19 protein-coding genes are annotated in these 20,979 nt (G+C 73.5%); 14 read left to right on the forward strand and 5 right to left on the reverse strand.

Features of this window, described 5'->3' with window-relative positions:
• Positions 1–28: 28 nt before the first annotated feature.
• The 9 genes from IE294_RS29510 (at position 29) to IE294_RS29550 (ending at position 10,472) form a co-directional block, all read left to right on the forward strand.
• Positions 29–1,483: an MFS transporter gene (locus IE294_RS29510; protein WP_189891065.1), complete on the forward strand. Its 1,455-nt coding sequence runs from the start codon at positions 29–31 to the stop codon at positions 1,481–1,483.
• A gap of 152 nt (positions 1,484–1,635) precedes the next feature.
• Entirely contained in the window at positions 1,636–2,049 is a 414-nt protein-coding gene (locus IE294_RS29515) for a DUF3151 domain-containing protein (RefSeq protein ID WP_189891067.1), read from the forward strand.
• A gap of 73 nt (positions 2,050–2,122) precedes the next feature.
• Positions 2,123–3,337 carry an MFS transporter gene (locus IE294_RS29520; RefSeq protein WP_189891069.1) on the forward strand — a complete coding sequence of 405 codons (1,215 nt, stop codon included), beginning with the start codon at positions 2,123–2,125 and terminating at the stop codon, positions 3,335–3,337.
• A 112-nt stretch (positions 3,338–3,449) separates the two neighbouring features.
• Entirely contained in the window at positions 3,450–4,298 is an 849-nt protein-coding gene (locus IE294_RS29525) for a tryptophan 2,3-dioxygenase family protein (RefSeq protein WP_189891071.1), read from the forward strand.
• Positions 4,291–5,502 carry a kynureninase gene (gene kynU / locus IE294_RS29530; protein ID WP_189891072.1) on the forward strand — a complete coding sequence of 404 codons (1,212 nt, stop codon included), beginning with the start codon at positions 4,291–4,293 and terminating at the stop codon, positions 5,500–5,502. Before IE294_RS29525 ends, kynU begins: the two co-directional genes overlap by 8 nt.
• 604 nt (positions 5,503–6,106) lie before the next feature.
• Positions 6,107–7,006 (forward strand): alpha/beta hydrolase, encoded by a 900-nt coding sequence (locus tag IE294_RS29535; RefSeq protein WP_189891074.1) that lies wholly within the window; start codon positions 6,107–6,109, stop codon positions 7,004–7,006.
• Between the two features lie 103 nt (positions 7,007–7,109).
• On the forward strand, positions 7,110–8,462 hold the full coding sequence (locus tag IE294_RS29540) for a sensor histidine kinase (RefSeq protein WP_189891076.1): 1,353 nt from the start codon (positions 7,110–7,112) through the stop codon (positions 8,460–8,462).
• Complete coding sequence (locus IE294_RS29545; RefSeq protein WP_189891078.1) at positions 8,459–9,124, forward strand: response regulator; 666 nt, start codon at positions 8,459–8,461, stop codon at positions 9,122–9,124. The genes IE294_RS29540 and IE294_RS29545 overlap by 4 nt, the downstream gene beginning before the upstream one ends.
• Positions 9,125–9,251: 127 nt before the next feature.
• Complete coding sequence (locus tag IE294_RS29550) at positions 9,252–10,472, forward strand: cytochrome P450 (protein ID WP_189891080.1); 1,221 nt, start codon at positions 9,252–9,254, stop codon at positions 10,470–10,472.
• A 74-nt stretch (positions 10,473–10,546) separates the two neighbouring features.
• On the opposite strand, the gene IE294_RS29555 is transcribed toward IE294_RS29550, so the two are convergent.
• Entirely contained in the window at positions 10,547–11,431 is an 885-nt protein-coding gene (locus IE294_RS29555) for a diacylglycerol kinase family protein (protein ID WP_189891082.1), read from the reverse strand.
• Positions 11,432–11,628: 197 nt separating this feature from the next.
• On the opposite strand from IE294_RS29555, the gene IE294_RS29560 reads away from it, so the two are divergent.
• On the forward strand, positions 11,629–12,912 hold the full coding sequence (locus IE294_RS29560; protein WP_189891084.1) for an adenylosuccinate synthase: 1,284 nt from the start codon (positions 11,629–11,631) through the stop codon (positions 12,910–12,912).
• Between the two features lie 83 nt (positions 12,913–12,995).
• On the opposite strand, the gene IE294_RS29565 is transcribed toward IE294_RS29560, so the two are convergent.
• The 3 genes from IE294_RS29565 to IE294_RS29575 all read right to left on the reverse strand — a co-directional run bounded on the left by IE294_RS29565 (position 12,996) and on the right by IE294_RS29575 (position 15,945).
• Entirely contained in the window at positions 12,996–13,646 is a 651-nt protein-coding gene (locus IE294_RS29565) for a putative DNA-mimic protein (RefSeq protein WP_189891086.1), read from the reverse strand.
• Positions 13,647–13,767: 121 nt separating this feature from the next.
• Positions 13,768–14,463 (reverse strand): GntR family transcriptional regulator, encoded by a 696-nt coding sequence (locus IE294_RS29570; RefSeq protein WP_189891088.1) that lies wholly within the window; start codon positions 14,461–14,463, stop codon positions 13,768–13,770.
• Between the two features lie 126 nt (positions 14,464–14,589).
• On the reverse strand, positions 14,590–15,945 hold the full coding sequence (locus tag IE294_RS29575) for an aspartate aminotransferase family protein (protein ID WP_189891090.1): 1,356 nt from the start codon (positions 15,943–15,945) through the stop codon (positions 14,590–14,592).
• 202 nt (positions 15,946–16,147) lie between these two features.
• Here IE294_RS29575 and IE294_RS29580 point away from each other — a divergent pair, with 202 nt between their 5' ends.
• Complete coding sequence (locus tag IE294_RS29580; protein WP_189891092.1) at positions 16,148–17,989, forward strand: serine/threonine-protein kinase; 1,842 nt, start codon at positions 16,148–16,150, stop codon at positions 17,987–17,989.
• 215 nt (positions 17,990–18,204) lie between these two features.
• Here IE294_RS29580 and IE294_RS29585 read toward each other — a convergent pair whose 3' ends face one another.
• On the reverse strand, positions 18,205–18,954 hold the full coding sequence (locus tag IE294_RS29585; protein WP_189891094.1) for an SLATT domain-containing protein: 750 nt from the start codon (positions 18,952–18,954) through the stop codon (positions 18,205–18,207).
• 277 nt (positions 18,955–19,231) lie between these two features.
• Here IE294_RS29585 and IE294_RS29590 point away from each other — a divergent pair, with 277 nt between their 5' ends.
• The 3 genes from IE294_RS29590 to IE294_RS29600 all read left to right on the forward strand — a co-directional run bounded on the left by IE294_RS29590 (position 19,232) and on the right by IE294_RS29600 (position 20,904).
• Positions 19,232–19,576 (forward strand): YbaB/EbfC family nucleoid-associated protein, encoded by a 345-nt coding sequence (locus IE294_RS29590; protein ID WP_014673986.1) that lies wholly within the window; start codon positions 19,232–19,234, stop codon positions 19,574–19,576.
• 73 nt (positions 19,577–19,649) lie between these two features.
• Complete coding sequence (gene recR / locus IE294_RS29595; protein WP_103814721.1) at positions 19,650–20,249, forward strand: recombination mediator RecR; 600 nt, start codon at positions 19,650–19,652, stop codon at positions 20,247–20,249.
• Entirely contained in the window at positions 20,242–20,904 is a 663-nt protein-coding gene (locus IE294_RS29600; RefSeq protein ID WP_189891096.1) for a DUF5063 domain-containing protein, read from the forward strand. The genes recR and IE294_RS29600 overlap by 8 nt, the downstream gene beginning before the upstream one ends.
• Positions 20,905–20,979 lie beyond the last annotated feature (75 nt).

Here is a 20,979-nt window from a genome sequence, read left to right on the forward strand (position 1 = left end):
TGCCGCCGGGCCCGTGTATACCTGGGGCATGCCTGACGTCCGGCTCGCCTCGCCCCAGGGCAGGTGGATCCTGCTCACCACCGTCCTGGGCTCCAGCATGGCCATGCTGGACTCCACCGTCGTCAACGTCGCCCTGCCGCGCATCGGCCAGGACCTGGACGCGAACCTCGCCGCCCTCCAGTGGACGGTCAACGCGTACATGGTCACGCTGGCCGGCCTGATCCTGCTGGGCGGCTCGCTGGGCGACCGCTACGGCCGCCGGAAGATCTTCGTCCTCGGGGTCGTCTGGTTCGCGGTGGCCTCCCTGCTGTGCGGCCTGGCCCCCACCTCCGGGATCCTCATCGCCGCCCGCGCCCTCCAGGGCATCGGCGGGGCCCTGCTCACGCCCGGCTCGCTCGCCCTCATCCAGGCGTCCTTCCACCCCGACGACCGCAGCCGGGCGGTCGGCCTGTGGTCCGGCTTCGGCGGGATCGGCGCCGCCGTCGGCCCCTTCCTCGGCGGCTGGCTGGTGACCGGACCCGGCTGGCGCTGGGTGTTCCTCCTCAACGTGCCCTTGGCGCTGCTGTGCGCGCCGATCGCGCTGCGGCACGTACCGGAATCCGCCGACCAGCGCGCCCACGGCCGCTTCGACGTCCTGGGCGCGGCCCTCGGGGCGCTGTCCCTCGCCCTTCTGACCTACGCGCTGATCGAGGCCCGGGGCGGCTCCCTTGCGGTCGCCCTGACCGGGGCGGCGGGCCTCGCGGCGGCGGTGGCCTTCGTGCACGTCGAGCGGCACCGGCCCGACCCGATGCTCCCGCCGGACATCTTCGCCTCGCGCCAGTTCACGGCGGTCAACCTCGTCACCCTGTGCGTGTACGCGGCCTTCGGCGGCTTCTTCTTCCTCACCGCGCTCCAGCTCCAGGTGGTGGCCGGCTACTCGCCGCTCGCCGCCGGTACGGCCCTGCTGCCCACCACGGCCCTGATGCTGCTGTTCTCCTCCCGCTCGGGCGCGCTCGCCGACCGCACCGGGCCGCGGCTGCCGCTGACGGTGGGCCCGCTGCTGTGCGCGGTCGCGATGCTGCTGATGCTGCGGGTGGGGAAGGGCGCGGACTACCTGACCGACGTGCTCCCGGCCCTCCTGGTGATGGGCGCCGGCATGGTCACCCTGGTCGCGCCCCTGACGGCCACGGTCCTCGCCTCCGTCGACACCGCCCGGGCGGGCCTGGCCAGCGGCATCAACAACGCGGCGGCGCGGGCGGCGGGGCTGGTGGCGGTGGCGGCGCTGCCGCTGCTGGCGGGGATGGGGCCGGAGGCGTACCGGTCGCCCACGGCGTTCGACGCGGCGTTCGACCGGGCGATGCCGATCTGTGCGGGGGTGCTGGTACTGGGTTCGGCGCTCGCGTTCGCCCTGGTCCGCCGGCCGGCACCGGGGTGCCGGCGACCGGAGTGCCGGACCCACGGCAACGTGACGGCTCCGCCGCTGGAAGCCGACAGGCCGGGGTGAGCGCGGGGGTCTTCTCGGCCGCGGTCCGGTGGGGGCTGGTCGCGTAGCTCCCGGCGGCCCTTCGGGGCGCTTACGCAGGCTGGTCGCGCCGTTCCCCGCGCCCCTTCGGGGCGCGCAAGCAGGCCGCCGTACCCGTGCGTCAAACTGAAGCCATGACGATTCACGAGAACCTGCTCGGCGGCCCGCCCCCCACCCACCTCCCCGACGACCCGGAGCCCCGCGAGGCCCTGGCGAACGGCACCGCGCCGGCGGACGTCGCCGCCAAGTACCCCGCCTCCTCCCTCGCCTGGGCGCAGCTTGCCGACGAGGCGTTCGAGCGGGGCTCGGTCGTGGAGTCGTACGCCTACGCCCGTACGGGCTACCACCGGGGCCTCGACGCCCTGCGCCGCAGCGGCTGGAAGGGCCACGGCCCGGTGCCGTGGGAGCACGAGCCGAACCGCGGCTTCCTGCGCGCCCTGCACGGCCTCGCCCGCGCCGCGCAGGCGATCGGCGAGCAGGAGGAGTACGAGCGCTGCACGCAGTTCCTGAAGGACTCCTCGCCGGCGGCGGCCCAGACCCTGGGCTGACCCGCGGGTGACGCAGGAGTCCGCCCTGGCCCCGCGCCGTGACGGCTCCGCCGGGGCGCGGAGGCCGGGGCCCATGGGGCTGTCGCGGGACTTCTGGCTGGTGTGGACCGCGGCGGCGGTCTCCGGGCTCGGTGACGGGCTGGAGCTGAGCGCGTTCCCCCTGCTGGCCACGCACTGGACCCGTGACCCGGTGCTCGTCTCCGCAGCAGCCGCCGCCACGCAGGCACCCTGGCTGTTCCTGGGGCTGCCGGCGGGCGGGCTGGTCGACCGCTGGGACCGCAGGAAGGTGCTGCTGATCGCCGACAGCTGCCGCGCGCTGCTCGTGGCGGCCCTGGCGGCGGCCGTGGCGTGCGACGTGGGGAACATCTGGCTGCTGCTGGTCGTGCTGTTCGCCCTGGGGTCGGCGCAGATCTTCTTCGACACCGCCGTGCAGGCGGTGATCCCCGCCGTGGCCGGGACCGGCTCGCTGGTCAGGGCCAACAGCCTCCTCCACGGCAGTTCGACCGTGCTCGTCCGGTTCGCGGGGCCGGCCGCGGGTGCCGCCCTGTTCGCGGTCGCACGCTGGCTGCCGGCCGGTATCGACGCGGTCAGTTACCTGCTGGGGGTGGCCCTGCTGGCGGGCGTCCGGGGCCGCTTCCGCCCGGCGCCGACCTCCACGCCGGAGGGGACCGCGTCCTTGCGGCACAGCGTCGCCGAGGGGCTGCGCTGGCTGCGCGACGACCGGGTGGTCCGGGTGCTCGCCCTGGCGACGGTCCTGCTGGGCATGGGCAGCGCCGCCGCCTGGGGGGTCATGGTCCTGTTCGCCCGGCACCAGTGGCACCTCGGCGGCACGGGCTACGGACTGCTCCTGACGGCGAGCGCCGTGGGCAGCGTCGCCGGCTCCCTGGTCGCCGCCCCGCTGGCCCGGCGGCTCTCCCACCGGCCCTTGCTGGCCGGTTCCGCCGCCGGTTCGGCGACGGCCTTCGCCCTGCTCACCCTCGCCCGTCCGGCCGCGCTCGCCGCGGCCCTGCTGGCCGTGAACGGGCTGATGGTGGTGGTGTGGAACGTGGTCACGGTCTCCGAACGGCAGGCCCGCATCCCGGACGCGCTCACCGGCCGGGTGACCGCCGCGTACCGGGTCCTCGCCTGGGGCGGCATGCCGGTCGGCGGACTCCTCGGCGGCGCGCTGGCCTCCGCCCTCGGTCTGCGCGCGGCCCTGTCGGCGGCGGCCCTCCTGCTCGCCCTGGCCGCCCTGCTGGTCGCCACCGGACGCGCTCCCCTCGGCGGCGGCGCCCGGCAGGAGGCATGATCGCCCTTGCCGTATCGGGGGTGATTGCGGAGGATTCCGTATGGGGACCGGGGCCCCCGTGCCGGCATCGGCAGGGGCGGACCGCTACCCGGAGTGACAACAGGAGACAGCGATGTCCCAACAGGCTCACCCCCCTTACGAGGCCGCTGAGCCCGAGACCCCGAATCTCGATTTCGCGGGGACGACGCCGTACGAGGACTACGTCAAGGCGGACGTCCTCACCCATCTCCAGCACACTCTCTCGGACGACCCCGGAGAGATGGTCTTCCTGGTGACCACCCAGGTCATGGAGCTGTGGTTCACGGTCATCGTGCACGAGTGGGAGACGGCCGCGCGGGCGCTGCGCGCGGACGACGTGCCGACCGCGCTCGCCGCGCTGAAACGTTCCGTGCGCGAGCTGGAGGCCCTGAACGCCTCCTGGAAGCCGCTCGGACAGCTGACCCCGGCGCAGTTCAACTCCTACCGCAGCGCGCTCGGCGAGGGCTCCGGCTTCCAGTCGGCGATGTACCGGCGCCTGGAGTTCCTGCTCGGCGAGAAGTCCGCGTCCATGCTCGTCCCGCACCGCGGCGCCCCGCGCGTCCACGCGGAACTGGAGAAGGCGCTGCACGAGCCGAGCCTGTACGACGAGGTGGTACGGCTCCTCGCGCGCCGCGGCCACGCGATCCCCGACTCCGTGCTGCACCGCGACGTCTCCCGGCGCCACGAGCCCTCCGACGCCGTCGAGGCGGCCTGGACGGAGATCTACTCCGGCGACCAGAACGCCGAACTCGCCCGCCTCGGCGAGGCGTTGAGCGACGTGGCCGAACTGGTCTGGCGCTGGCGCAACGACCACCTGGTCGCCACCCGGCGCGCGATGGGCGCCAAGGCCGGCACGGGCGGCTCCGCCGGTGTGGCCTGGCTGGAGAAGCGCGCCCGCAAGAACGTGTTCCCCGAGCTGTGGACGGCGAGGTCCCATGTCTGAGCTGCCCCTGCTCGCGAAGGAACTGGACCAGGCCGACGAACTGGCGCCCCTGCGCGACCGTTTCGTCCTCGGCCCCATGTCCGACGCCGCGGCTGACGCCGCGGGGGTCTACCTGGACGGCAACTCCCTCGGCGCCCTGCCCGCGCACGTCCCCGACCGGGTCGCGGACGTCGTCCGCCGCCAGTGGGGCGAACTGCGCATCCGCTCCTGGGAGGAGAGCGGCTGGTGGACGGCGCCCGAGCGGATCGGCGACCGGATCGCCCCGCTGGTCGGCGCGGCGCCCGGCCAGATCGTCGTCGGCGACTCGACCAGCGTCAACGTCTTCAAGGCACTGGTCGCCGCGGTCCGCATGGCGGACGCCGGCCGCGACGAGATCCTGGTGGACGCCACGACCTTCCCCACCGACGGCTACATCGCCGAGTCGGCGGCCCGGCTCACCGGCCGCACCCTGCGCGCGGTGACCCCGGCCGAGGTGCCGGCGGCGCTGGGCGACCGCACGGCCGCCGTGCTGCTCAACCACGTCGACTACCGCACCGGCCGGCTGCACGACCTCCCGGCGCTCACCGCCGCGGTGCACGCCTGCGGGGCCCGCGCGGTCTGGGACCTGTGCCACAGCGCGGGCGCGCTGCCGGTGGGCCTGGACGAGCACGGCGTGGACCTCGCGGTCGGCTGCACCTACAAGTACCTGAACGGCGGCCCGGGTTCACCGGCGTACCTGTACGTGCGGCGGGAACTCCAGGACCGCTTCGACTCCCCGCTGCCCGGCTGGAACTCCCACGCCGAGCCGTTCGGCATGAGCCCGTCGTACGCCCCGGCGGCGGGCGCGGTGCGCGGCCGGGTCGGCACCCCGGACATCCTCTCCCTGCTGGCGCTGGAGGCCGCCCTCGACGTCTGGGGCGGGGTGTCCGTCGACGCCGTCCGCGCCAAGTCCCTGGCACTGACGGACTTCTTCCTGCGGTGCGTGGACGAGTACACCGAGCCGGGCCGGGTGGAGTGCGTGACCCCCGGGCCGCACGCGGAGCGCGGCAGCCAGATCGCGCTGCGCTGCCCGGACGCGGGCGAGGTGATGAAGCGCCTGATCGCCCGGGGCGTGGTGGGCGACTTCCGCCACCCCGACATCCTCCGCTTCGGCTTCACCCCGCTGTACGTGAGCTTCCGGGACGCGGAACGGGCGGCACGGATCCTGGGGGAGGAGCTGGCGTAGGAGGGCGGCGGGTGCGGGGCGGGGCAGGCCGGGGAGCTTGGGGCAGAGCACCGGGGCATCAGTTCCGGTCACCCCGCCCCCCACCGGGCCTCGCCCGGCTCCCGCCCCCGCCTTCCGTGGCTGCTGCGTGGGGCCTCCGGTGGCTCGCGCGCCTCGCCTTCCGTGGCTGCTGCGTGGGGCCTCCGGTGGCTCGCGCGCCTCGCCTTCCGTGGCTGCTGCGTGGGGCCTCCGGTGGCTCGCGCGCCTCGCCTTCCGTGGCTGCTGCGCAGGGTCTCCGGTGGCTCCAGCACCTCGCCTCCCGTGGCTACGTGCGGGGCCTCCGGCGGCTCGCGCACCCCGCCTCCCCTGGCTGTGTGCGGGGCCTCCGGTGGCTTCCTCAACCGGCCTGTCCGGTCCCCGCGTTGGGCCTCGACGGGCTCCTCGCCGCGCCTCCCGCGGCCCGGAGGGCCGGGTGGCCTTCACCGTGCGTGACATCCCCGTGTCCCCGCACGTCACCTGCCTGATACCGTCCCCGCCAACGGCCGATTTCCCACCTGGTCCGCCACACCCTCCTCCGGTGCCGAAAAGCCCGGGAGGTACCCCATCGTCGCTGAGAGGTTGGAGCATGCCGGACGACGCCGCCGCAGCCCGCGCCGCCGCCGAAGAGGAGTCGGCCTTCTCGCACTCCCCGGTCGACCCCGACGTCACCGCCGCCTACGGTGACCACCCCGACCAGGTGATCGACTTCTACGCTCCCCGCCCGGTACCGGACTCCGCCGCTCCAGGCGCCCTCGCCCCGCTGGTCGTCGTCCTGCACGGCGGCGCCTGGCGCGCCCGCTACGACCGCCGCCACATCACCCCCTTCGCGGACTACCTGGCCCGCAGGGGCTTCGCGGTGGCCAACGTCGAGTACAGACGGGGCGGCGAGGACTCAGCCGGTGCCCCGGACGACGGCACACCGCCGGCGGGCCGCTGGCCCGACACCTTCGACGACGTCGCGGCGGCCCTGGACGCCCTGCCCGCCCTGGTCCACGAGGCACTGCCGCAGGCGGACCCGCGCCGCACGGTCCTGACCGGCCACTCGGCGGGCGGGCACCTGGCGCTGTGGGCGGCGGCCCGCCACGTCCTCCCCCCGGACGCCCCGTGGCGCACCGACGGCCCCGCCGATCTCCGTGGCGTCGTCGCGCTCGCCCCCATCGCGGACTTCGAGGTGGCGGAGAAACTGGACGTCTGCGCGCACGCGTCCCTGCAACTCCTCGGCGGCCCCGACGCCTTCGCCGCCCGCCGCCCGTACGCCGACCCCGCGCTGCTCCTGCCGACGGGCATCGCCACGACCCTCGTCCAGGGCCGCGCCGACCTGGTCGTCCCGGAGCCGGTGGCCGAGTCCTACGCGGACGCCGCGGCGAAGGCGGGCGAGATGGTGGGCCTGACCCTGCTGGGGGACGTCGGCCACTTCCCGCTGATCGACCCGGCGGCGGGCGCCTGCGCGGTGGTGGCGGAGGAGATCGCCCAGCTCGCCTGGTGACGGCCGTGATACCCCACGGGCTCCGTAGTACTTGAGACGGACCCCCGAGGACCCCCCTCCAAGGGGACGACCGGGGGTCCGGTTCGCGCCTACCGTGTGGCACGTGACCGAGACGACGCACACGCAGACGACACCGCCGGGCGCGGCCGGCCGGCCGCGCAGCCCCGAGTTCCGGCTGGCCGTGGACGCCCTGCGCGGGCTGCGGCAGGACCTGTTCCACGGGGCCTTCGCCTACCGGCCGCTGCCCCGCACGGCGGTGGACGGCCGCCTCACCCGCCACCTGTCCGACCGGATGCGGGCCCGCGCGGCCTGGACCCCGCACGCGGTGGTGGTGGCCGGCGGCCTCGTGGCGCTGTGCGCCGGCATGGCGGGCGCGGACGCCGGCGCGCCGGCGCTGCTGTGCGGGCTGCTCGCCCTGGCCCCGGTGCTGCTGACCCTGGTGCGTCCGGTCGGCGCGTTCTGGCTGTCGTTCGCGGCGACGACGGTCGCCTCGGTCCTCAGCGGCGGCTGGGGCAGCCGGCCCTGGCCGCCGGGCGGCTTCGTCGCGCATCTGCTGGTGCTCACGGTCGTGGCGGTGCGCACCCGCCCGCGCGCGGCGGCCTGGATGTGGCTGCTGACCGCGCTGTACGGCTTCTGGGCCGAGACCGTCCTCGGGTACGACCGCGACGCCACCGACACCGCCCCCATGCTGGTGCTGTCCGCGCTGGCCCTGCTGGTCGTCACGGTCCGGCACGTGCGCCGGGAGGCCGAGCAGGAGGTGACCGCCCAGCAGTCGGTGACCGAGCACGAGCGCTCGCGGCGCACCCTGCTGGAGGAGCGCACGACGATCGCCCGGGAGCTGCACGACGTGGTCGCCCACCACATGTCGGTGGTCGCCATCCAGGCGGAGGCCGCTCCGTACCGGGTGGAGAACCCGCCGCCGGAGCTGGAGAAGGCGTTCGCCACCATCCGGGAGAACGCGGTGGCGGCGCTGACCGAGCTGCGCCGGGTCCTCGGGGTGGTCCGCGCCGAGGACTACGAGGTCCCGGACGCCCCGCAGCCCACCCTGGCCGACCTGGACGGGCTGCTCGCGAACGTGCGGGAGGCCGGTCTGGAGGTGGAGAAGGTGGTGACCGGCGCGGTGCGGGAGCTGCCGCAGGGGGTGGAGCTGTCGGCGTACCGCATCGTGCAGGAGGCGCTGAGCAACACCCTGCGGCACGCGCCCGGCGCGGGCGCCCGCGTCGAGATCGGCTACGTCCTGGGCGGCCTGGGCCTGCGGGTGGTGAACGGTCCGGCCCCGGCGCCGAACCTGGTGAAGCCCTCGCCCGGGGCCGGGCACGGCATCACGGGCATGCGGGAGCGGGTCTCGATGCTGAACGGCGAGATGACGGCGGCTGCCACGGACGAGGGGGGCTACGAGGTGGCGGTGTTCCTTCCGGTGCCGGTGGCGGCCCCCGCGATCGAGGGTGCGGCATGACGATCCGGGTACTGATCGCGGACGACCAGATGATGGTCCGCGAGGGATTCTCGGTGCTGCTGAACGCGATGCCGGGCATCGAGGTCGTCGGGGAGGCGGTCAACGGCCGGGAGGCGGTGGACCGGGTCCGTGAACTGTCCCCGGACGTCGTCCTGATGGACATCCGCATGCCGGAGCTGAACGGCATCGAGGCGACCCGGGAGATCGTCGCGGCCGACGAGACGGCGAAGGTGCTGGTGCTGACCACGTTCGACCTGGACGAGTACGTGTACCAGGCGCTGCGGGCGGGGGCCTCCGGCTTCCTCCTCAAGGACGCCTCGGCGCGCCAGCTGGCCGACGGGGTACGGGTGGTGGCGGCGGGCGAGGCCCTGCTGGCCCCCTCGGTCACCCGGCGCCTGATCACGGAGTTCTCCCGCCTGGCGGACACCCCCCGGCTGATACAGGCGGCGCAGGCGGCGTACGGGGAACTGACGGAACGCGAGACGGAGGTACTGATCCTGATCGCCCAGGGCCTGTCGAACGCGGAGATCGCCGGGCGCCTGGTGGTGGCGGAGTCGACGATCAAGACCCATGTGAGCCGGATCCTGGTGAAGCTGGGCCTGCGCGACCGCACCCAGGCGGCGGTGTTCGCGTACGAGGCCCGCCTGGTGACGCCCGGCTGAGGGGGAAGAAGCGCCCATGGAGGGGGAGACCGCCCGCACGTCCGACCTGGGCTTCGACGCCCTCCCGGAACCCCTGTACCACGACTACGCCCTGGTGGGATGGCGTCCGGCGCGCTAGCGTCCCCGCATGGCAGGCCCCCATGACCTCGCGTTCGATCCCTGGGATCCGGCGTTCGTCGCCGACCCGTACCCGGCCTACGCGGAGCTGCGCGCTCGCGGCCGGGTGATCCGGTACGAGCCGACCGACCAGTGGCTGGTCCCGCACCACGCGGACGTCTCGGCGCTGCTGCGCGACCGCCGGCTGGGCCGGACGTACCAGCACCGGTTCAGCCACGAGGAGTTCGGCCGTACTCCGCCCCCGCCGGAGCACGAGCCGTTCCACACCCTCAACGACCACGGCATGCTCGACCTGGAGCCGCCGGACCACACCCGGATCCGGCGCCTGGTGTCGAAGGCGTTCACGCCGCGCACGGTGGAGCGGCTGCGGCCGTACGTCGAGGGGCTCGCGAACGACCTGGTGGCCGCGCTGGTCGGCAACGGCGGCGGTGATCTGCTCACGGACGTGGCGGAGCCGCTGCCGGTGGCCGTGATCGCCGAGATGCTGGGCATCCCGGAGGCGGACCGGGGGCAGCTGCGCCCCTGGTCGGCGGACATCTGCGGCATGTACGAGCTGCACCCGTCCGAGGAGACGGCGGCGCGGGCGGTGCGGGCGTCGGTGGAGTTCTCGGACTGTCTGCGGGAGCTGATCGCGGCCCGTCGCGAGGACCCCGGGGACGACCTGATCTCGGGCCTGATCGCGGCCCACGACGAGGGCGACCGCCTCACGGAGCAGGAGATGATCTCCACGGCGGTGCTGCTCCTCAACGCGGGCCACGAGGCGACGGTCAACGCCACGGTGAACGGCTGGTGGGCGCTGTTCCGCAACCCGGACCAGCTCGCGGCCCTCCGCGCGGACCACTCCCTGATCCCCTCCGCGATCGAGGAGCTGATGCGCTACGACACCCCGCTCCAGCTCTTCGAACGCTGGGTCCTGGACGACATCGAGATCGACGGCACGACGATCCCGAGGGGTTCGGAGATCGCCATGCTCTTCGGCTCCGCCAACCACGACCCGGCGGTCTTCACCGACCCCGCCCGCCTGGACCTCACCCGGAAGGACAACCCGCACATCTCCTTCAGCGCGGGCATCCACTACTGCATCGGCGCCCCCCTGGCCCGCCTGGAGCTGACGGCCTCCATGACGGCCCTCCTCCAGCAGGCCCCCACCCTGGCCCCGGCCGAGGAACCGACCCGAAAGCCGAACTTCGTGATCCGGGGCCTGGAGGGACTGGGCGTGGAGGTGCGGTGAGCAGGGGTTCTCCCTGCCTCAGGCGGTCATGTCCCTCCGTCGCAGCCCCGCCGAGACGCTGGACTTCCTCGAGTTCATCGAGCGGGACGCGGCGGGGATGACGGGACGCCGGCGGACGTACCGGGAGAAGGAGTACGGGGGAGCGTGAGCGCCCACGCCCCCTCCAGCACGCGCCACGTCCGGCGTCGTACCGGGCCCGAGACCGCCGCGTCCGCCCGGTAGCGGAAGTCCGCTCCCGTGACCGTCACCGTGTGGCCGGAGGCCAGGAGCGGGGTCGCCTCCGCGCCCACCGACAGGGGCCGGACCTCCACCGAGGCCGTCCCGGTCCGGCCCGGTGTCACCGCCACCGCCTCCACCGGCTGGTCCAGGTCGACCACCGTCTCCCCGTCCACCTCCACCCGCAGCCGGGTCACGCGCGGGGACGGTACGGCGGACAGGCGGGCGGGCCGGGGGGCGAGGGTGCGGGCCAGGGAGCGGTACCAGGGCCGCTCCGGGGCGAGCGGGACCGGCTCGGCGGGGACCGGCCGCGTCGGCGGGATGCCAAGCGTGCCGAGCACGACCCCGTCGCTGTCGTCCACCAGCAGGTCCAGCCGCCGCTCGGCGCCGTCCAGGACCGCCCGCGCCGCCGCCACCGTGCCGCCGGGCACCCCGAGCGACTCGGCGAGCGCCGCGTTTCCCACCGGCACCACCGACAGCGCACATCCGGCCAGCTCCCGCTGCCGGTGCAGCAGGGTGACGGCCCGCACCAGCGCCCGGTCGTCGCCGATCACCACCGGTCGCCGGGACCCCCTTCGGCCGAGCGCGCGGGCGAATTCCTCGGGTCCGTCCGGCAGGCACACCTTCGCCGCCGCACCCGCGCTGAGCACGTCTTTCGCGATCCGTACGGACTCTCCGTCCGCCTGCCGTGCCGATGGATCGATGATCACCAGCAGCTGATCGGACGTCGCGAAAGTCGCCACCTCGGTCCTGCCTCGCTTCCTCGGGTAGCATCTTTGTGCAAGAGCCCCTTGCGCTATTGCGCCAGGGGCTTCGTCTATTCCGGGGCATCCGGTCCGACGGTTGTGCGACCAACGGCGGTCGCAGTGGTACGCGGCGGTGAACCTTACGCCCAAGCCCCCGACCTTGGACATGCCCCGCCCGGAAGGGGTGTACGCGCGTGCCCGCACTTGTGCTGCTCGGTGCTCAGTGGGGTGACGAAGGCAAGGGAAAGGCGACGGACCTGCTCGGTGGCTCCGTCGACTATGTGGTGCGTTACCAGGGCGGCAACAACGCCGGCCACACGGTCGTCGTGGGCGACCAGAAGTACGCGCTTCACCTCCTCCCTTCCGGAATCCTGTCGCCCGGCTGTACGCCGGTCATCGGTAACGGTGTCGTCGTCGACCCGTCGGTCCTGCTCTCCGAGCTGAGCGGTCTGAACGAGCGTGGCGTCGACACGTCAAAGCTCCTGATCAGCGGTAACGCGCACATCATCACGCCGTACAACGTGACCGTCGACAAGGTGACGGAACGCTTCCTCGGCAAGCGCAAGATCGGCACGACCGGGCGCGGCATCGGCCCGACCTACGCCGACAAGATCAACCGCGTGGGCATCCGGGTCCAGGACCTCTACGACGAGTCGATCCTGACCCAGAAGGTCGAAGCGGCCCTCGACGTCAAGAACCAGATCCTCACCAAGCTCTACAACCGGCGCGCGATCGCCGTGAGCCAGGTGGTGGAGGAGCTGCTGGGCTACGCCGAGCAGATCAAGCCGTACGTCGCCGACACGGTCCTGGTCCTCAACCAGGCCCTGGAGGACGACAAGGTCGTCCTCTTCGAGGGCGGCCAGGGCACGCTGCTGGACATCGACCACGGCACCTACCCCTTCGTGACGTCGTCGAACCCGACGGCCGGCGGCGCCTGCACCGGTGCCGGCGTGGGCCCCACGAAGATCAGCCGGGTCATCGGCATCCTCAAGGCCTACACGACCCGCGTCGGCGCGGGACCGTTCCCGACCGAGCTGTTCGACGAGGACGGCGAGGCCCTGCGCCGCATCGGCGGCGAGCGCGGTGTCACCACCGGCCGTGACCGCCGCTGCGGCTGGTTCGACGCGGTCATCGCCCGCTACGCGACCCGCGTCAACGGCCTGACCGACTTCTTCCTCACCAAGCTGGACGTCCTCACCGGCTGGGAGCAGATCCCGGTCTGCGTGGCCTACGAGATCGACGGCAGGCGCGTCGAGGAACTGCCGTACTCCCAGACCGACTTCCACCACGCGAAGCCGGTCTACGAGATGCTGCCGGGCTGGAGCGAGGACATCAGCAAGGCGAAGTCCTTCTCCGACCTCCCGAAGAACGCCCAGAACTACGTCAAGGCGCTGGAGGAGATGTCCGGCGCACCGATCTCCGCGATCGGCGTGGGCCCGGGCCGCGACGAGACGATCGAGATCAACTCGTTCCTCTGACCGAGCCTTCCCGGGGCTCGGGAACCTGATGGGACGGCCGGTGCGGTGACCCCGACCGGCCTTCCCGCCCTCGGTGTCGAGCGTCAGCTGAACACGATCATCGAGCCCTGTGCCAGTGAGCGGGTCGCCGCCGCGTGCAGGCCCAGCCAGACGTGCCGTTCGCGGGCGAAGGGGCTGGGGTCGTACGGGGCGGGGACGGCCGGTTCCTCCAGCTCCGTGGGGGCCGTGGGCGGGGCGGGGGGCGCCGGGGGGTTCGCCGGGTCGATGCCGATGGCCGGGGCGACCTGCTGGAGCTCGCGCAGCAGCGCCTGCGACGAGCCCAACGGGCCGCCGCCCGCGAGGAGTTCGTCGTTCGACAGCGGGTGCGGGAAGTCCACCGGGACGTACGCGCCCGCGTGGTCGTAGTGCCAGACCAGGTGTGACTGCTGGGCGGTCGACTCGAACATCTCCAGCAACTGCTCGTAGTCGCCGCCCAGTTCGTCCACCGGGGTCACCGGCAGACCGCAGACCTGGAGCAGGTGGGCCCGGCGCAGGAAGTGCAGGGCGTCGTAGTCGAAACCGGCGACCGGGGCGACGTCACCGGACAGGCCCGGCATGTACTGGTACACCGGCACCGGCGGCAGACCCGCCTCGGCGAGAGCCTTGTCGTACTGCGCGAGTTCCTCGGCGAAAGGGTTGTCCGGGGTGTGGCACAACACGTCCACGAGCGGTACCAGCCACAGGTCACAGGCCAAAAGAGGGCTCCTACGTCGGCAGGCGCGCGGTCACGCACGGCAGCAGGTGGTCAGGGAAGGGTAGTCGGTACGGCCCCGGGGCGGCTCCTCCCGTACGGACCGGATGGGCCGTACCGGTCACCTACCCGTTGGTCAGGTGTTCCAGCAGCGCCAGCGAGTCGGCGTTGGAGGCGGCGACGATGGCGCGGGCCGTGTCGGCCTCGCGCCGGGCGAGCGCGTCGACCAGCTCGGTGTGCCCGGACCAGAGCCGGCCGCGCAGGTCGGGCAGGCGCAGCAGGTGCTGCACCACGCAGACCCAGGACCGCACGCGCAGACGGTGCAGGAAGTCGCCGAGGTAGGGGTTGCCGAAGAGGGCGCTCAGCTCGCGCCAGAAGCGGAGGTCGTAGCCGATGAGGACCGTGAGGTCGCCGGCGGTCGCGGCCCGCTGGGCCTCCTCGCCGCGGCGGCGCACGGTGGCCAGGGCGGCGGCCGTGCGCGGGTCCTCGGGCGGGGTGCGGAAGGCGGGGTGGCCGGCGCTGAGGACCTGGAACATGCCGTCGGTGACCAGGCTGCGCGCCTCGATCATGTCCCGGTAGTCGGTGACCGAGTACTCGGGCACCCGGAAGCCGCGGTGCTGGTCGGCCTCCAGGATGCCCTGCGCGGACAGGTCGACCAGCGCCTCGCGGACGGGGGTGGCGGAGACGCCGTACTGGTCGGCTATCTCCTTCACGGTGAACGCCCGGCCCGGGCGCAGCCGGCCCGCCAGCACCTCGTCACGGAGCGCGTCCGCGATCTGCTGGCGCAGGGTGCTGCGCGTCACGGTGCCGTTGCCGGGCATGTCCGTGCCTCTCCTCACGCGTCCGGGTGACGTACTCGTACGGACTCGCGATCTACGCGAGTCGCTGTTGCTTACGAGCACGTCACCTTACGCGTTCGAACCCGCCCGGCGGCAGGCGCGGTACGGTCACACCGTGTGTTCGTCGGCGACGCTCAACGCGGCGTCGAGCGCGGCCAGACCCTCCTTCAGCTCGGCCTCGCTCGCGTTGCACGGCGGGACGACGTGGGTGCGGTTCATGTTCACGAACGGCCACAGGCCGTGCCGCTTGGCGGCGGCCGTGAACGCGGCCATCGGGGCGCCCGCCTCGCCGGCCGCGTTGTACGGCACCAGCGGCTCGCGGGTCTCCCGGTTCTTCACCAGCTCCAGCGCCCAGAACATGCCGACACCGCGCACCTCGCCGACGCTCGGGTGCCGCGCGGCCAGTTCGGCGAGGCCCGGGCCGACGACGCTCTCGCCGAGCCGCCTGGCGTTCTCCACCACGCCCTCCTCCGCCATCACGTTGATCGTGGCGACGGCGGCGGCGCAGGCCAGCGGGTGGCCGGAGTAGGTGAGGCCACCGGGGTAGGGGCGCTTGCCGAACGTCTCCGCGATCCTCTGCGAGATGGCGACACCGCCCAGCGGGACGTAACCGGAGTTCACGCCCTTGGCGAAGGTCATCAGGTCCGGGGTGACACCGAACAGGTCGGCCGCGAACCACTCACCGGTCCGGCCGAAGCCGGCCATGACCTCGTCCAGGATGAAGACGATGCCGTACTTGTCGCACAGCTCGCGCACCCCGGCCAGGTAGCCGGGCGGCGGCACCATGATCCCGGCGGTGCCCGGGATGGTCTCCAGGATGATCGCCGCGATGGTCGCCGGGCCCTCGAAGGCGATCGTCGTCTCCAGGTGCTCCAGCGCCCGGGCGCACTCCTGCTCCTCGGTCTCGGCGTAGAAGCGGGAGCGGTAGGGGAACGGCGCCCAGAAGTGGACGACACCGGCGGCTGCGCCGTCGGAGGCCCAGCGGCGCGGGTCACCGGTGATGTTGATGGCCTGCTGGGTGCCGCCGTGGTACGAGCGGTAGGCCGAGAGCACCTTCGGGCGGCCCGTGTGCAGCCGGGCCATGCGGACCGCGTGCTCGACGGCGTCCGCGCCGCCGTTGGTGAAGAAGATCTTGTCCAGGTCGCCGGGGGTCCGCTCGGCGATCAGCCGGGCCGCCTCCGAGCGGGCCTCGACGGCGAACGCGGGCGCGAAGGTCGTCAGCTTCGCGGCCTGCTCCTGGATCGCCGCGACGACCTTCGGGTGCTGGTAGCCGATGTTGGTGAAGACGAGTCCGCTGGTGAAGTCCAGGTACCGCGTGCCGTCGTAGTCCCAGAAGTACGACCCCTCGGCGCCGGCGACGGCGAGCGGGTCGATGAGGTCCTGGGCCGACCAGGAGTGGAAGACGTGCGCACGGTCCGCGGCCTTCACCGCGGCGCCGGCTTCGGGGCTGGGCTGAGGGGTCATGCCGCCGAGCGTAGATGTCCGCGATGCGGAAGTCCTATCGGCGTCCTGTTCCGTGGGCGGGGGCAAAGCGCGACAGGTTGTCGACGCAAGACCGGCCGGGAGTGGCCGGGACCGGCCGGGGATCGCCGGGGGAGGGGGCCCCTGCCGTACCGCCGCCACTATTCTCGGTCGTCGCAGACCTATGGGGGGAAGGCGGACGCGGATGGAGAAGCTGGGGCCGGGGGATCCGCAGGAGACCGGTGCGTATCGGCTGCTGGCGCGGCTCGGCGCGGGCGGCATGGGGCACGTGTATCTGGCGCGGTCGGACCGGGGGCGGACCGTGGCGGTGAAGCTCGTCCGGGAGGAACTGGCCGCGCAGGAGGAGTTCCGGGCGCGGTTCCGGCAGGAGGTGCGGGCCGCGCGGCGGGTCGGCGGGTACTGGACCGCGCCCGTGCTGGACGCGGACACCGAGGCGGCCGTGCCGTGGGTGGCGACCGGGTACGTGGCCGGGCCGAGCCTCCAGCAGGTCGTCGGACACGACCACGGGGCACTGCCCGAGCGGTCGGTACGCATCCTGGCGGCGGGGCTCGCGCACGCGCTGAAGGACATCCACGCGGCCGGGATCGTGCACCGGGACCTCAAGCCGTCCAACGTGCTGGTGACCATCGACGGGCCCCGTGTGATCGACTTCGGGATCGCCCGGGCGCGGGAGACGGCGACCGCCGGCGGGGAGGGGCTCACCCGGACCGGGGCGCTCGTCGGGTCGCCGGGGTTCATGGCGCCCGAGCAGGTCCGCGGGGACCGGATCACGCCGGCGTGCGACGTGTTCTGCCTCGGGTCCGTGCTGGCGTACGCGGCGACCGGGACCCTGCCCTTCGGCAACGCCGACAGCGGCGCGCACGCGCTGATGTTCCGGATCGCCCAGGAGGAGCCGGATCTCACCGGGGTGCCGGAGGGGATCGCCGACCTCGTCCGGGACTGCCTGCGCAAGGAGCCCGGGGCGCGGCCCTCGCTGGACGCGATCCTGGAGCGGACGGGGGTGGAGGACACCGTGGCCGAGGGGCGGTCGCGGGACCCCTGGCTGCCGAGTTCGCTGGTCGCGCAGCTCGGCAGGCACGCGGTGCGGTTGCTGGAGACCGAGCACCCGGAACGGGACGCGGGCCCGGCGTCCGGTCCGGGCGGGGGGCCCGAGCACGCCGCCGTCTCCGACGGCGGGGACGCCGGGAACGTCGATCACCAGCCCGTCGCGGTCACCGCCCAGGCTCCGCCGGCGCCCGGTGCGCCGCCCGCGTCCGCCGGGTTCGGACCGGCGTACGGGGTGCCCCAGCAGCAGCAGCCGTACCCGCCGCAGCAGCCGTATCCGCAGCAGCCGTACGCACAGCCGCATCCGCCGCACCCCCAGCCCGTCGGCTACGGGTATCCGCCGTCCGGGTCCACCCCGCCGTACGGGCCGCCCACCGTCGGCGTCCCGGTGGACCCCGAGCGGCGCAACGGGCGGTCCACCGCGCTGCTCGTCGTGATCGCGCTGATCGTCGCGCTGGGCGCGGGCGGTTCGGTGTACGCGCTGATGAGCAACGGCGGCGCGGCCGACGACAAGGGCGGCGGCACGGTCGTCCCGGCGCCCACCGTCACCTCCGGCTCGCCGGACGGCTCCGGCACGCCCTCCCCGTCCGCGACGCGGGAGCCGTCCCCCTCCGCCTCCACGGCCGGCGCGGTACCGGACGCCTATCTGGGCACCTGGCGGACGGCCATCGACAACGCGGACGGCTCCAACACCCGCGAACTGACCATCCGGCAGGGCGAGGTGGGCGACCCCGTGCTGACGCTGATCGCGGACGGGCCGACCGAGGGCGGCGGGTCGTACCACTGCGTCTTCGAGGCGGAGCTGGCCGAACAGCCCGGTGACCAGGGCCCGTTGGAGATCGGCCCGTCCACCGTGACCACCGGCGAGCCCGCCTCCTCCTGCACCGCGGGCGAGGCCACCGAGGTCACCCTGCTGCCGGACGGACGGCTGAAGCGGGCGAAGGCGAGCGGCGGGGAGAGCCTGACGTACAGCAAGGGGTGACCGGGGCGACCGGCAACGGGCGCTGCCCGGGGGGTCGTTGCACGTCGGGCGAACGGTGGCCGGTCTGCCCGGTGCCGTCGGCCGAAGCGAGCTGAACCTGGCGCTGCGGGCGAAGGGGGTGCGGGTGCGTCGTGGCTGGTCGCGTGGGTCCCCGCGCGCCTTCGGGGGGCTGCCCACCGCCGTGGCCGCGGGCGGGCGGAACCCGTCGGCAGTGCCTACCGCGGCTCCGGGGGCCTTTGCCGCGGCATGTTCGGGCGGCTGCCGTTCGCCGGTGGCAGGGGGAAGCGGGCACCCGGGCCCCCGGCCTCCTGGCGCGGCACCGTCGCCACCGCCGTCTGGATGCCCAGCGGCGCCGCCCCCGTGCGGAACTCCACCATCCAGTCGGTCGTCTCCGTGCGCACCAGCTCCGTGACGTCCTCCGAGAACCGCCGCAGCACCGACAGGCACCGCTCGGCCGCCTCGCTCGCCGTACCCTCCGCCGGCCCCAGCACCTCCCGCACGCACTCCGACGCCCAGTCGAACTGCAACACCTGGAGCCGCCGGTGCACCGCCTGGGCCGTGGCCACGTCCCTTATCCAGCCCGACGTGACCCCGAAGAACCGGTCGATGCCGGCGCAGGACACGGCGAGCAGCAGTGCCAGACAGCCCCAGGGCGCGACCCCGCCGGCCGCCCCGGTCAGATCCAGCAGCGGCAGCGCCGCCCCGGCCACGGCCCCGGCCGCCGCCCCGACCCGCAGCACGCGCGCCCCGCGCCGCTTCCACACCCGGTCCCGCAGGTACCAGGCGGCCGTCTCCAGCGCCCGCCGCTCCACCCACCGGTACAGCTCGTCCAGCCGCTCGGCGGGTTCGCCCCAGTCCCCGAGCGGGAAGGCCCGCCCGGTCAGATCGCCCGGCCGCAGCCCGGCCGCACCCTCGCCCCGCCCGTCCTGAGGCGGACCCTCGGGCTGCATCTCCGGCTGACCCACCCGGCACTCCCTACTGCTCACGACCGGTCACATAGCGTGACATTCCCTGTCGACGCGCGGCCACCTTCCTACCGCCCAACGGGTGGCGGAGAGGGAGCTTTCCCGACTTTTCCGCCCGTAAGAGGGCCTTGATCAGGTATAGGACTCACGTTGTTCTCACTCGAAAGAGTGGCGGAGCAGTGGCCGCGTGGACCACGTAGGCTCATTCACGACGGAGAAAAACGTCAGAGAAAGACGTCGGACCAAGAACGTCGGAGAAGACGGCGAGGAGCTGATCGTGATCCCCGGTGGTGGCCAGCCCAACATGCAGCAGTTGCTCCAGCAGGCCCAGAAGATGCAGCAGGACCTGCAACGGGCGCAGGAGGAACTGGCGAACACGGAGGTCGACGGGCAGGCGGGCGGCGGTCTGGTGAAGGCCACCGTCACCGGCGCCGGTGAGCTGCGGGCGCTGAAGATCGACCCGAAGGCGGTGGACCCGGAGGACACCGAGACCCTCGCCGACCTGATCGTGGCGGCCGTCCAGGCGGCCAACGAGAACGCGCAGGCGCTCCAGCAGCAGAAGCTCGGCCCGCTGGCCCAGGGGCTGGGCGGCGGCAGCGGCATCCCGGGCCTGCCGTTCTGACGCCTCCGCCTTCCGGGCGGAGGCGCGAGGCAACTACCGTACGTACCGAAAGGTCTCCAGGAAGGGCAGTCCGTTGTACGAAGGCGTGGTCCAGGACCTCATCGACGAGCTGGGGCGGCTGCCCGGCGTCGGTCCCAAGAGCGCGCAGCGGATCGCCTTCCACATCCTGCAAGCCGAGCCGACGGACGTGAAGCGGCTCGCGCAGGCGCTCCTGGAGGTGAAGGCGAGGGTCCGCTTCTGCGCGACCTGCGGCAACGTGGCGCAGGAGGAACTGTGCGGCATCTGCCGCGACCCGCGCCGCGACCCCTCCGTCATCTGTGTGGTGGAGGAACCGAAGGACGTCGTCGCGATCGAGCGCACCCGCGAGTTCCGGGGCCGGTACCACGTGCTCGGCGGCGCGATCAGCCCGATCGAGGGCGTGGGACCCGACGACCTGCGTATACGAGAACTTCTCGCGCGGTTGGCCGACGGGACGGTCACGGAACTGATCCTGGCCACGGACCCGAATCTGGAAGGCGAGGCGACGGCGACGTACCTCGCCCGCATGATCAAGCCCATGGGCCTGAAGGTCACCCGCCTGGCCAGCGGCCTCCCGGTGGGTGGGGACCTGGAATACGCGGACGAGGTGACCCTGGGCCGCGCCTTCGAGGGGAGACGACTCCTAGATGTCTGACGCCACGCTGCACGCCTCGACGCAGAACCCGGACGACTTCGTGGTCCAGATCGCGGACCAGGTCGAGAGCTTCCTGGTGGCCGTCACGGAGGTGGCGAAGGGCGACGAGCCCGAATCGGCGGTCCCCTTCCTCCTCCTCGAGGTCTCCCAGCTCCTGCTGGCCGGCGGCCGGCTGGGCGCCCACGAGGACATCGTCCCCGAGGAGCGCTACGAGCCCGACCCGGGCCCCGAGCCGGACGTGGACGAGCTGCGCGAGAACTACGCCCGGCTCCTGGACCCGATCGACGTCTACTCCGAAGTGTTCGACCCGTACGAGCCCCGCAAGGCGCCGGTGCCGGCCCGGCTCTCCGACGACCTCGCCGACATCATCACCGACCTCCGCCACGGCATGGTCCACTACCGCGCGGGCCGCACCACCGAGGCCCTGTGGTGGTGGCAGTTCTCCTACTTCTCCAACTGGGGACCGACGGCCTCGGCGGTGCTGCGCGCCCTCCAGTCCGTCCTCATCCACGTCCGCCTCGACCAGCCCCTGGACGAACTGGACGGCCTCGACACCGACCAGGCCGCCATGGGCGACGAGACCCTGGAGTTCGAGGCGGGCCGCGTCATGGCCGAGGAGATCGGCGGGCCCCTGGGGATCCGCCCCGGGCAGTAGCCGCTTCTCGTGGCCGGCGCCCGGCTCTCCGGGCGGGCGTCCCCGCCCAACTCCTGCCGACTGCCTGACGGTTCC

It is taken from the genome of Streptomyces canarius, assembly GCF_014650735.1.
Taxonomy (GTDB): Bacteria; Actinomycetota; Actinomycetes; order Streptomycetales; family Streptomycetaceae; genus Streptomyces; species Streptomyces olivaceoviridis.